Below are 12,863 nucleotides of genomic sequence, written 5' to 3'. Positions count from 1 at the left end.
GTAACCGCTTATGGGTACACAAGGCGGGTACACACATGGTTTTGAGAATGGCCCAGCCCAGAAAAGATTCACGTACCGGAGTCTACGAATATCGAAAGCGCGTCCCCGAGGACCTGCGCCCGATCGTCGGCAAGAAAGAGATCGTCAAAAGCCTCGGAACGAAAGACATAGGTGAGGCAAAGGTTCGCTTCTCCAAGGTCGCCGCCGAGATCGAGGAACGCTTCGCAAACCTGCGGGCTGGCCTTACACACCTGAGCGAACACGACGCCGCGATTATGGCTGGTGAAATCTATCGAAAGAAGATCGCCGCCAATTTCGAAAATCCAAGCAAGCTCTCCGATTCAAGCTGGGCCAGATCGGTGGATGCTTTTGAGTTCAAGGATCATCCTGACCATCCCAAAACCAAGATGATAGTCATGCCGGGGAGAGAAGCGCTGGCCGAGCTAATTCTGGCAAAGCGAAATGACCCCGAGATCAATTCCTATTTAGGGGAGCGTGGCATCCGCCTCTACGAAGAGAGTATGGAACTCCTGCGAAAGAAGGTCGCGAAAGCCGCACATCGTGCCCGGATGTATCTGAGAGACCTGAGCAACGACGACGCCGATCCAACCGTCGATCCCTATGCAAATCTGTATCCGACAGTTCAAGGCAGCGCTCCGGCTTCAATCGCGGCACCCACCCCAGTATCCACGTCCGCAGCGCCGCTCCTTTCGGTCGCCATTGCCGCGTGGGCCAAGGACAAGAAAACTGCATGGGTTGATTCCAGCGCCGAAATGAACCGGCTGTGGGCCGAGCGGTTCATGGAAATGGCCGGTGACAAATTGCTAGATCAGTATGCGAAGAAGGATGCCCGTGAGTTCAAGAGTGTCCTGAAACGGCTTCCGCCCCACTATACGCGGCACCCGATGCTTATAGGTCTGGCCTTTGCCGAGGCTGCGGACAAGGCTGAGGAGCTTGCACTCTCGCCTATGTCAGATCGGAACGTGAACAAGATACTTGGGTTCGTCCGGGCTTTGTGGAATTGGTCCGAAGCTCATTACGACGACGTTCCGAGGAACCCATTCAACGGGCTGAACATCAGGCTCGGCGAAAGCGGGCGGGATGACCGTCTTCCGTTCACGGAAACCGAACTACAAGCCATCTTCAAGGCACCGCTCTACACGGGCTGCAAATCATCGGCGTCGTGGCTGACCAAGGGTGCTCATATCCCGAACGACGAGGGGATTTATTGGGTGCCTTTGCTCGGCCTTTACACAGGCGCTCGGGCAGGTGAAATCATCCAGCTCAATGTCGCGGACGTGCGCACGCTCGGAGGCATCCATTATTTGAACATCACGGATGACGGCGAAGAGCAGCGAACAAAAACCGACAGTTCACTCCGTGAGGTTCCCATCCATCCTGCTCTGATCGAACTTGGTTTCCTCGGGTTTGCCGAAGATCAGCGGCTGGCCGGCCACGAACGGCTGTTCCCTGAGATGCCGAAGTCGAGCGATGGCTACTATTCGACCGCATATGCACCACGATTCAATCGGTTCCTGACGAACCTGAAGATCAAGCACGACCGGAACTCGTTCCACTCGTTCCGCCACAATTTCGAAGATGCCGCCCTCGACAGTCTGATCCCCCAGGGAATCGTGGACGCTCTTCTTGGCCATAGCTCAGGCGGCATGTCGAAGAGGTACGGCACGGGCTTGCGTAAACTCCGGGTACTGAATGAGGAAATCCAGAAGTTGCGTTACGAGAACCTCGGTTTCGCCAATCTACGGGAAAGCCAACCCTTCTAACGTTTTTCTACATTAATTTGTCGCATGCCCTTGCTACCGAGCGTTGATCCAGCGGCGACCGGAGCCGCGCCGTTCCCCAAAAATCATAGGCTTAAATTTGGTCGTTGCACTCCAGTCGTCGATAAGGGTCACAAGACGATAGACGGGCTGAACTCACTCCTGCTATAGATTTTTTGTGGCATCGTAGTGTAGCGGTTAGCACATCTGCCGATTAGAGGAATGCACTTTGAAAGCAGATAGCGCGGGTTCGAATCCCGATGATGCCACCAATACTGAGACATACCCGAATCAACCTCTTAGAGACTTTCTGGCGAGCGTTGGCGAGACAGTGGCGAACCTAAATACCGCCGTCGTCGGCCTCGACGCGGTTGAGAAGGGCCACGAAAAGCCAGATGCGCTAAATATCTCGTGGAATCCTAAGGATCGCGTCGCCGCAGCTCGCAAATCGCGGAGGTTTATGCTTGAAGCGGTACTTGTTCGGGTCGCCGAAGCACTAGACGAGTTCGTGAAAGCGATGGCACGAATGCCACGCTTCAGCGCCATCCGGAGCAATTGGAACAGCAAAACGTCTCGCGCAGAGATGCTCGCCGACGTAGCGTTCGAGGCGGTGGGCCCTGACAGCTATTTAGCTGTCGGCGCTGTGTTATTAGTTCACTGGCGAAATCGGGTGGTACATCCACGATCCCGCGCCTCGCTCACGCCTATCCAGCGAAAGAAATTGGTCGATTCCGAAAAAGAGATTGATGAAGGTTTTGCAGGCCTGTCGGTTAATCGATTGCTCGCTGATTTTGAGAGTGGGCAGGCTACCCTCAAAGACATCACAAGCCTAGTTGCCATGTCCATTAGGCTCACCCGCCAAATCGACAAGGCCGTAGCAGTTTTGGCGGTTCACGATCTTCATGCCCTAATGGATTACTACGGCCTGAATGTTCGAATTGCCGAAATCGAGATGCAAACCACGCCCGCCAAGCGTAACGCTTCTGTGCTGCGATTTCTCAAGTCCACTGCTCCGGGTTTGGCGGAGGTCTATTGCCGCCTGAATCTAACAATAGATGCCTCGTGATAAGAGTCGGGCAAGTCGACGCGGCAAGCGTAGACCGCTTGCCCGAGGGGCCTACAATTTGTCCTTTCTCTTGGAGACATAGGTAAGATATGCCGGGCTTGGATAGAAGAATAATCGCTGGAATCGACCACGAGAGCGTCATTGCCCACGTGAAGGCCGACATTCGTAGCGACTTCATCCTTGCTCCGCACTACAACTCGATATTCAGCCAGGCGGGCGACGAGCTGTGGGAGCAAGTCAAGCAGCAGCTCCGAGCGGGGACGTACCAACCTGAGCTTCCGATCACCATGAGCGTTCCAAAAGAACGCTTCTTCACGCGCCCGGGCAGCATCCTCCGACCCGCCGACAGGTTAATGTATCAAGCGCTCGTCGACACTGTAATGGTGAATCTGGAGGACGGCCTAGACCGCGAGCGGTCCTTTAGCCACGTTCCCTCAAATGAGGACGGGCAGATGTTCGAGCCCAACCACGAATGTTGGGAGCGCTTCCAAGCCAGCGTGGCCGAAATCTGCGACGGGAGCGAGTTCATCCTTAAAGCTGACATCTCGAATTACTTCGAGCGGTTGCCGCAGCATCACCTAGTGAACCTCATGGCAGCAGCGGGGTGCGCGCCAGAAGTCGTTAACCTGCTTGAGGAAATGCTGTTGTCGTTCCGCGAGCGGAATTCCTCTGGCATAGTCCAAGGCGTGTATCCGTCCGATGCCCTCGGCAACTTCTTCCTCTCCGACTTCGACGCTTATTGTGAACTCTCTGACATACTCTCAGCTAGGTACGTCGATGACATCTATATGGGTTTCCCGTCGGAAGCGGATGCTCGACGTGGGCTAGCCAGTCTGATTGAGACCCTACGCAAAGACGGGCTGCATCTAAACGAATACAAGTCCAAGATCATACCCGCCGACGAGGTTGCCCGTGAGGAGACCGCGATTGATCGGCTCTTCGACGAGATTCGTGAGGAGGTCGAGAATGACGAGACCTATGAGCGGGCCAGCCCTTACGGCTTTGAAATCGAGTGGGAGGAAGACGAGGAAGATAATGACGAGGATGAGGAGGAGGAGGAAGACCTCGAAAACGCAGCCGTCGAGCGACTGATGGAAAACATCGGCGACTATCCGAACCATGAAGAGCAGATTGAGAAATTTTGCCTTCCTATCCTGCGTTCATCTCAGTCTGACAGCGCCGTCGATCACGTGTTGGCTAACCTCAAGGAAAAACCGCACCAGACCAGATTGTACTTCTCCTACATTTCCACGTTTGTCCGGACAAACCAGGACGTCGTTGATGCTCTTGAGGAGTTGGTGGACGACGGCAACGTATCCGACTACCAGCGCATGTTCTTGCTGGCAGCCCTGCTCAGGGCGAGGAATGTCACCCGTGCAACGGTGAACACCGCTCTTCAGTGGCTCCAGAACCGCACTATGGCGAAAGAAACACGTGCTATGGCCGCGATTTTTGCCGCTAAGCACGGCGTCGCGCAGCAGAAACGGACCGTGCGGACCTCTTACGAGGACGAGCCGTCCGACTACGTGCGGAGCGCCATCCTGTACGCCTCGAAGTACCTCAGCTTGGTGGAGCGCAGGACGTGCAAACGCGCGTGGGGAGGTCACAATGCCATCAATACGCTGATAGCGACGGCCATCTGAAAGTGGCGTGTGCCCGCTGTTAATGTTTCTCAGTCTTGATCACAGAGAAAGACCGCTAGCGAGCATCAAATCAGCGCAGGGTCGGCGCACAAGTGAAAAGTGATCGTACTTGTGACCACAGAAACGCCCAGCATGGGTCGAATGTCGCATTTGGCCGAAGTCTTCTTTAATTGCGTACTTCTGCCAGGTGTCTTCCATTGGTACTCGTCAGCGCACCAACGTCCACTAATCGAAGTTTCTAACTACCCACTCTGGCTGCTAGATGCTGCTGACATTGCTATACATGGATTGACATCGACCTGAGGGCTACTGTGACCTGCGGTGCCATCGGTGCCATTCCGTTGCGTCTTTAAAGTGCGCCCCGCCCTCCTTGACGCGGGTTGTAATTTGTCTTCTTTCTACAGCAAGTAGAGGGGCTCGTAATGGAAACTGCCAGAAAGCAAACTCGGCACAGGGTCGCTAGCCTATTGGTCTATGCCTTATTGCTGGCGGCAATCCAGTATTGTGTTGTTTCGACTGGCTTGATGCCCAACGAAAATGCTATCTGGATTTATAGCGGGTTTGCCAGTCTCCTGTTCGGCAGCCGCCTGCTCAATCCGCACTTTACGCCGCCGGCCGATGCCGCCACGAACGCCTTCATGGCTCTGGCGGCGCTGGTAGCGGGGTCGCTCGTGGTCACGCCGGGCAGCGGCGACGCGGTGCTCTTGTGGAGCGTCATTGCGCTTTGCGCAACCATATGCGTCGTGTCCGTCTTCGTCCTGCTTATCAGACCCCCGGTCGGCGCAGAAACCCGCCCCTATGTCCGACTCGCGGACAGAGCCGTTCGCGGCTTGGGAAGCCCAGTCGTGATTTTCACGATCGTCATTCTGCTGTGCGTCTGGCTGTTTCACCGGACCCGCGCCGACGAGGTTGCGACCATTCTCAGCGCCTGGGCTGTGATCGTCGTCCTGCGGCCGGTGGAGTCGGTCCTGGGATTCGTTGATTGGGCTAGCGAGCAATGGGGCGTGGTCAGGGCCGCTCAGGTTATCGGCGCAATAGCGGCGTATCAGTCTCCCGGAATCGTGCTGGTACGGCAGCTCGGCGATAACAGCGTGGCGCGCGGTACGCCCATGGTGGTCGCCGATGATAACGGGCCGTGGATGCTGGGTGTTGCACTAAACTATGTCGGACGCGACGAAGGCAATCTACTGCGTGTGCTTACCACGCGGCTGCCGGAAGTTCTCAAGAGACGTATCAGCAAGCTGCCGGAGGCGAGAGGTACGGGGATAGCCCTCGCGCTGTCCACTGCACCGGATGAACTGGCGGACGTGCCAGCAATCCAATGGATTAACCGCCTGTGCGGCGTCGTCGTCAGTGACACGAACCTTGACTACATCTTGTTTGAAGTCACCGAGGATCGGGACCTTGCTGAAGGAAGGCTTGTAGAAGCCCGTATCGGCGACCATCACGTCATTTTTCAGATCATCGACGGTCTGACACGGGAGGAAATCGTCCAGCAGAAAAACACCTACGGCTATGCGCGGGCAAAGGCCCGAAAGATCGGCCGATGGGACACGGATGTCGGAAAATTCGTGCCTGTGAAATGGTTGCCCCGCATCAATGCGCCCGTGTTTCTGCTTGATGCACACGAGCACATCTTTGCACCTGACTCGATCGGGCATTTTCCGAATACGGGCTTTGGTGTAAGTTTGAATATCTCGGAGGCAGTAACACACAATACCGCAATCCTCGGGATTCTCGGCATCGGCAAGAGCTATCTGTCGAATGAGCTGGTCGAGCGGATGATCGCGGATGGAATCAAGGTGATCTGTCTTGATCTTACCAACCAGTACGCCCAGCTTCTGCCGGAGTTCATTGACCCCGTATTTGAGGACTTGCGACGCCAAGAGCTTGTGGTGGCAGGCCAGGGCGGCGCTCCACATCAAAATCAGGAACAAGGCGGGAGCCATTTGGCGTTTCGGGCACGGGTAACGGAACAGCTCCGCGATTTCGTTAGTCCAGCCGAGCAAAGGTGGCTGCGCATCTTAAACCCCGCCCAGTTTGAAGTTACGCGGCAGGCGGGCGGTATGTTCCAAGGCAACGCCAATATGGCGACACTTACGCCCGCGGAGATCACCGCGATTATATCGGATGCCGCCCTAACGGTGTGTCAGGAACTCGGCATGATCGATCGGGCGCGGGTATGCCTTGTCTACGAAGAAGCGCATTCGCTCGTCCCGGAATGGAATTCGGTGGTCGCCGAAGGGGACAAGGCGGCGACGGCACGCAGCGCGCGCGCGATCCTTCAGGGGCGGAAATACGGTCTCGGTTGCCTGCTCATTACGCAGCGCACCGCCAACGTCACGAAGACCATTTTGAACCAGTGTAATACGATCTTCGCCATGCGAACATTCGATGATACGGGAAAGGAGTTTTTGTCCAACTACATTGGGAGGGACTACGCGGGCGTGCTTCCAAGCCTTGAGGCGCGGCATGCCGTGATCTTCGGCAAGGCTTCATCCTGCGAAAATCCGGTGCTGGTGCGCCTTAATGATCGTCAGCCTTTCCTTGACGCATTCCGCGCAGAACATCCCATCCAGCCGTTGCCTGAGCTGGAGGAACAGTAGGTCGATTACGCGGCTGCGATAGGCTTCCGGTTTACCGTCTCCTGCAACCGGCAGAAATGGACCGAGAGCTTATATCAGAGACGAAGTCACCGAGGGCCACCGCATGGTTGCCTCGTCGCTCTGGCGACGTCTTGGCCCCTGCCGGGTCTCCATGAAATGGCTCCGCAGCGCGGCCCTCGGGGAGCCGCCATCATGACGCAGGAATGATGATAGTCGGTCACTATCATGGTACTTTTGCCTTCCTTTTCCTTCCGCCGGCAGGCACGCTTGGTTCATTCCTCCGAGTGCTTTCCATGCCACGCCCCTCGATTTACTTCATGCTCGTTCGTCTCGATCATGGCCGTCTCGATCATGGCCGATTTGCTTCACTTATAATCATCCGCCAAGCCGACGAATTTTTCGCGCAGTTGAAGTCCTGGGACTTCACAGATACCGTGGACGTGTCATCGCCAGCGATCGCGACGATGCAGACGGACGCATTTCTGGATACGGTCGCCGGGGTTTTCAGCGTCTCCCACGATCGGCCCTTCACGTACATCATTCCCGATGGAGTTAGTCGCGCGGACTGGCTGGCTGACAAGGAAGCGAAGGCGCGCGATCCGCGTTTCACGGTCGAGGAGCGCGACGGGGAACTCGTCTGCTGCATGACTGTCCCTCTGCAAGGATGAGGTGCAGTCATGGCCTTCCAGTTCGTCCACCTCGAACCCTGGTGCCGACGTCCCGATGCCAAGGGGCGCAACACCACCTTCGTTTTCGATGAAGCCTCCCGAAAGCCGGTGGCGTCGGTCCACGTTCGCGATCCCAAACCGCCGACCACGATCTGGGGCGTCGGCGTCGAGGAAGTCCGGGCGATGCATGACGCCGCCGCGGAAGTGGCGATGACGCCCGGTGCGCGGGGCAAGCTCCGGAAGATCGCGGTGAGTCAAAAGACTCTGCATACCGTTGTCGCCTCGCACCCTTACACTGTCGAGGAAGTCCGCGCCGACAAGGCCAAGTTGGCAGAGGTCCGGCAATGGGAGCGTTTGACGATCGATTGGCTCAAGCGCCAATACGGGCCGGCGCTGAAGTCCGTCATTCGGCACACGGACGAGCAACAATGGCACATCCACGCCTACGTGCTGCCGAGTGAGGACCGGGAACTGAAGGCTGCGGTCTTTCATCCCGGTATCGTTGCGAAACGAGCGGTGATGGCCGAAGGGCGACGGCCGGGTGAAGATGGAAAGGCCCTGAACAAGCGGTCCAACGCAGCCTACAAGGGCGCGATGCGCGAATGGCAGGACTCGTATCACGAGGCAGTGGCCGCGCCATGCGGATTGACGCGTCTCGGTCCTGCGCGCCGACGCCTGACGCGTGAGGAATGGATGGCGGAACGGACTCAGGCGCAGGCACTCAAGCAGGCCGTGGAGCGCGCGGCGGCGGTGGACGCCAAGGGGCGCGAGTATATCGATCGCACCAAAGCCGAGGCCCAGGCAGTCAGGGTAGACGCCGCGAAGGTAAGGGCGGCTGCCGATCGCCTGAGAGGCATCGGGGGAGCATTCCGGGCGGCTATCGACGGAATTCAGGAATCCCGCATCCGCGACCAGATTCGAAAAGAGTTCGCCCGCGATCTCGCCGCCGCGAAGGCTGCCGTGGAAAAGGCCAGAGCCGCCGCCGGTAGAGAGCGAAACTCACGTCGTGAGTTTGAGCGAAAGGCTTCCGATGCAAGTTACGCATTCCGCCAACAGCGTCAACGTCTCCTCGCTGCGCAGCAGGAAATCCGGACTTTATCCAAGGCACTCGCCGCCGCGCTGGATGAGCCGGCACCGACACCAGCACCGGGAGGGATGACGCCATGATGGACGTCGGCGAAGAGATTTTTTGGCAGAACGCCCGTGCGGTCACACGCGATATCGGAATGTTCCACCTTGATCCCGCACACGGGGCGGCGGTGGACGTCGTTCGGTGGTGCTTACGACACCGAGGCCGTCCGACACATCACCGGCAGACCTTTTTAGAGGCGGAGTCTCCACCACTTCTCGCCTACCTCGAAACGCTGGCGACGTCAGGGGACGCGGCAGGCTGGCGGACGCTGGAGCAACGTATCCGGCATCATGCGGAACTGCTCCACGAGACGGACATGCATCCTTGCGTCCGTCCCTGGCTGGCCGCGATTTGGCATTGCCTGCCCGAGCTTGCGGGGATCGGCCAGACGATCCTTGACGGCGCGGACGAACCCAAGAGCGCGGCGGATTTCGAAGTCGCGCCAGCGCCGACCGATACCGACACGAAGGCCGGCGACGGCGGCGGCGACGAGGGCAGCGCGGGCAAGGCCGGATCGGCGGGGACGGCGGCGAAGCCGAAACCCTCATCGCCGCTGGCATTACCTGTCGTCCCTGTGGTGCTGACCCAGGCCGAGATGAAGGCGTTGGCTCCCGACGACGACGCCAGCGATGCCAACGCGAAGAACGATGCCACGCCTGACGGCCCAAACGGGTCAACGGGTCCCAAACCAGGAGGCCCGAAATGATCGACTACATAGCAAGTTTGTTTCAGGAACCTCCCGACTCTAATCTGGCGTGGCAGTTGGTCAAGGCGGTCCTACCGTCTGACGCGACGTCGGCATGGGGCCAGACGTTGCAGGTATTCACGTCGGCGCTCTTCGGGTTCTGTACTGTGATCCTCGGCTACGGTGTCATCTCCGGGATCGTGCAGTCGGCTTACACTGGGAAAACGCTTGGGGATCGCTGGCATCAGATATGGACGCCGCTGCGGGTCATCGTTGGCTTGGGACTTCTTATCCCGACGCCGTCGACGGGGTTTTCTCCGGTACACTACCTGCTGCGTGACGTCGTTGCCCGTGGCGGTATAAATCTGGCGGATGACTCTTGGGGGGTCTTCGTGAAGGTGGTGGCATCGGGGGAGACGACAATCCTTCCGGTGTCGTCCTCGGGATCGACAGTCGCCATGGCGATCCTGCAACACGAAATATGCGCTGCCGTCTACAATCACGCGGGTTCCCTGTGGGGCTGGCAAGCACCGTTGCCCGAACCGGCCGGCGATGTCGCTGGCCTCGGTATCCCTGGTTTCGGCAAGAAGGCCGTATGGAGTTACGGGCCGACCTGCGGGCATTTCTCGTATACGGTCCCCGACAACCGGGAGGGTTTCTCCAACGCACGGCGTGAGGCGGTCAAGGAAATCGTGTCCGCCTACAGGACAGAGGCGCAGCGGTATGCCCAGTTGGCCGCCGAGACTTCGGGCCTCTCGTCCGCCGACGCAATGACGAAGGCGCTCGGCAGCAAGGGTCTATCCCTGGCGATCGTGCAGGATATCCGCGCCCGCGGGGCTGCCTTCGACGCGAAGATTTCCGAAGCGGCCAAGACGGAAGCCGCGACAGTCGAAAAAGAGTCGAGGTCAAAGCTGGTCAAGAACGCGGAGCTCGAAGGCTTTTTAAGTGCGGGGACTTACTTCCGGGCACTGGGCCAGATCAGTGAACTGACGACGGCGCTTTCGAATGAGACCTTGGAAGACGTTGCGCCCCGGACAGATGGGGATTTCGGGTTGGCGCTGGATCGGGCCTTCGCCGTCCTGCGCCTGCAGGTCTCTGGAGAGACCGACAGGGCGAACCTTACGGCCAATGACTTCGCCGCTGCGGGAGATGAAGGTTCGAATTTCCTCGTCAAGCTCCTTGCGCCAATTTCCCGTGGTCTTGCCGAATGGGGGGCGTCATCATCTGCCAAATCGGGTGACGCGATGTCCAACCTGATTTCCTCGGGTCATGCGATGTTGTCGATCGCCTGGACGGCTATCGGCGCGGGAGCGACGTTGATGGTCGCTTCCTCGAACTGGTTTTCGTCCGCGGTCGGTGCGGGCGGGGCGGCCGACTTCCTGCTCGGCTGGGGCAATTGGGTTATTGGGGCCCTCATGTTCATCGGTGGCTTACGCGCCTACGTGATCCCGATCCTTCCGTTCCTGTTCGTCCTTGCCGCGGGCATCGCCCTTGTCGCCGCTCTGCTTGAGGCCATGATCGCACTGCCGCTGTGGTGCCTGAAATGGCTGAAAATGGAGGGCGGCGACGACTTCGCCGCCGAGGGCGTTCGCATGGGCTTGATGCTGACCGTCAACGTCTTCCTACGTCCGTCCCTTGCGATCCTGGCCTATTGCGGCTCTTACCCGGTTTTCAACGTCGTTCTCAGGACGATGGATTCGATGTGGGCGACCGCCTTCCTCGCCCAGACTGGCGGCGCGGTCGTCGGCCTCATCGGTTTCCTCGTGATGTCCATCATCCAGCTCTATCTGACCTGGTACGTCAGCCTGAAGTTGTTCGGGCAATCGTGGGCGCTTCCGGATCGGGTTCTCGGCTGGCTCGGCCTTCCGGGAACGGCGGGGGAATCAAGCATCGCCTCCGGCGCTATCGGCGGAATGCTCGGTCTTGCCGGACGCGGGTTATTGCCGAAAACTGGTGTGGCGATGCTCAGCAAGAGAGGGAAGTCGAAATGAAGAAACCGGCATTCTGGACGGCCGGCGGGCTGAGTATAGCGACGGTCTGCGGTCTCGTGGGGTTGCCCCACCTGTCTGCCACACTGGTCACGCTAACGGTGTTTTGCGCCTTGCAGGTCCTCGCCGTCTGGTCCTTTGGTGTCGTGTGGTCTCTGCCTGATCGCATCGCTGTATGGGTGCAGCTCCCTTGCTCCAAAACACTCGGGGGAAAGAGAGAGGGCGGAGCATGAGAGGCGAGTTCAGCTTTGTCGCCTTATTGGCCGAAGCCTACGGGCCTGATTTCGTCTGGATTATCGAATGGGCTGCGTGGGCTTTCGTGTGGGCTTGGGCGATATCGGGGACATTGTTTCTCGGCGGATGCCTGATTTCATGGCCCGTGATCATTGGCGCGAGAATGGGATTATGGCGACTCCCAAAAGCATTTGGGGGCGAACAATGAAATCCATCACGATCGCCGTCGCCGCACTGGCGGCATTCATGGCGGGGCCTGCGGTGGCAGAGGTGATACTTCACACGTCGCCTCTACCCGCGAAGTTCATGCCGCATGAACAGGGCGCACACGAGCAAGGCGGGCAACGGGGATATTGGTTTCGTGGTCACACGACCCGACATCAAGAATTGCCTGGTGACGGAGACGAGGTGTTTTTGAGGATGCACGGCTTTCAGGGTATCCAGCTTGTCGGCCTGCCGCCCTTCGTACGTGAGGTCTCCACGGCAGACGGGCATCTGCTGCGCGGCATCCCTCAACCAGGCAATTACACAGTCGAGATGTGGCGCGACGGAAAGCGCATCCCCACTCTCGACATGCACATGAGGTTTATTCCGCGATGACACGTTCCCTGTTCAGCGGTCTCATCTTTCTCGCCTTGGCGACCCTACCGGCTTACGCGGGATCGCTCCTGCAACCACCCGCCGACGCGCTGCGCGTGGAGTTCGTCAGTCCCGACACGTCGCCAACCGAACGCCACAAGGCAGGCCAGTCGTTGACCGTGGGCGTCGTCGTCACCAGGTCGACGGGGGCCGTCCAGGTCGTGCCAACGTCAACGCCCGACTGGATGACGTACGATCCGAAAACGCGGGAGTTTTCGGGGATTCCCGTAGCGGGTGAGCATGAGCTTTCGGTACGCACGACGGACACAGGAACGGGGCAGACTGCAAAGGGCATCCTGAGGTTCAACATCGAAGCGAGGTGAGTGTTAAGCGAGAGTGGATTTGCCGCTCTTTTCGTTTTCACAGGTGCCAGACACCATCCATGTCAGCCAAACGCGCTGTACGGACCTGCCTGCGCCAC

Annotated in this window: 10 protein-coding genes and 1 tRNA gene; all 11 read left to right on the top strand. The window is 58.5% G+C overall.

Translation table 11 applies throughout. The features are described from left to right. Positions 1–47 precede the first annotated feature (47 nt). On the top strand, positions 48–1,784 hold the full coding sequence (locus EDE09_RS01560; RefSeq protein ID WP_207914801.1) for a site-specific integrase: 1,737 nt from the start codon (positions 48–50) through the stop codon (positions 1,782–1,784). A 177-nt stretch (positions 1,785–1,961) separates the two neighbouring features. Further along, positions 1,962–2,053 (top strand) — tRNA-OTHER (locus EDE09_RS01555). Then, the gene (locus EDE09_RS01550; protein WP_132408535.1) at positions 2,011–2,847 is read left to right on the top strand and encodes a hypothetical protein; all 837 of its coding nucleotides are present in this window, start codon (positions 2,011–2,013) and stop codon (positions 2,845–2,847) included. Before EDE09_RS01555 ends, EDE09_RS01550 begins: the two co-directional genes overlap by 43 nt. Positions 2,848–2,945: 98 nt before the next feature. Then, a complete protein-coding gene (locus EDE09_RS01545) occupies positions 2,946–4,490 on the top strand; it encodes an RNA-directed DNA polymerase (protein WP_207914800.1) in 1,545 nt (514 codons plus the stop codon). A gap of 422 nt (positions 4,491–4,912) precedes the next feature. Then, the gene (locus EDE09_RS01540; RefSeq protein WP_132408531.1) at positions 4,913–7,096 is read left to right on the top strand and encodes a DUF87 domain-containing protein; all 2,184 of its coding nucleotides are present in this window, start codon (positions 4,913–4,915) and stop codon (positions 7,094–7,096) included. Between the two features lie 203 nt (positions 7,097–7,299). Beyond that, on the top strand, positions 7,300–7,764 hold the full coding sequence (locus EDE09_RS01535) for a hypothetical protein (RefSeq protein ID WP_132408529.1): 465 nt from the start codon (positions 7,300–7,302) through the stop codon (positions 7,762–7,764). A 9-nt stretch (positions 7,765–7,773) separates the two neighbouring features. Next, positions 7,774–8,931, top strand: coding sequence for a hypothetical protein (locus EDE09_RS01530; RefSeq protein WP_132408527.1), 1,158 nt, complete (start codon positions 7,774–7,776; stop codon positions 8,929–8,931). Beyond that, positions 8,928–9,602 carry a hypothetical protein gene (locus EDE09_RS01525; RefSeq protein ID WP_132408525.1) on the top strand — a complete coding sequence of 225 codons (675 nt, stop codon included), beginning with the start codon at positions 8,928–8,930 and terminating at the stop codon, positions 9,600–9,602. The genes EDE09_RS01530 and EDE09_RS01525 overlap by 4 nt, the downstream gene beginning before the upstream one ends. Continuing rightward, positions 9,599–11,572, top strand: a complete 1,974-nt coding sequence (locus EDE09_RS01520; RefSeq protein ID WP_132408523.1) for a DotA/TraY family protein — start codon at positions 9,599–9,601, stop codon at positions 11,570–11,572. The genes EDE09_RS01525 and EDE09_RS01520 overlap by 4 nt, the downstream gene beginning before the upstream one ends. A 435-nt stretch (positions 11,573–12,007) precedes the next feature. Next, a complete protein-coding gene (locus EDE09_RS01515; RefSeq protein ID WP_132408521.1) occupies positions 12,008–12,403 on the top strand; it encodes a hypothetical protein in 396 nt (131 codons plus the stop codon). Next, positions 12,400–12,765 carry a hypothetical protein gene (locus EDE09_RS01510; protein WP_132408519.1) on the top strand — a complete coding sequence of 122 codons (366 nt, stop codon included), beginning with the start codon at positions 12,400–12,402 and terminating at the stop codon, positions 12,763–12,765. Before EDE09_RS01515 ends, EDE09_RS01510 begins: the two co-directional genes overlap by 4 nt. Positions 12,766–12,863: the final 98 nt, after the last annotated feature.

This window comes from Neorhizobium sp. S3-V5DH, assembly GCF_004343065.1.
Taxonomy (GTDB): Bacteria; Pseudomonadota; Alphaproteobacteria; order Rhizobiales; family Rhizobiaceae; genus Neorhizobium; species Neorhizobium huautlense.
This window is presented reverse-complemented; position numbering and strand designations above follow the sequence as displayed.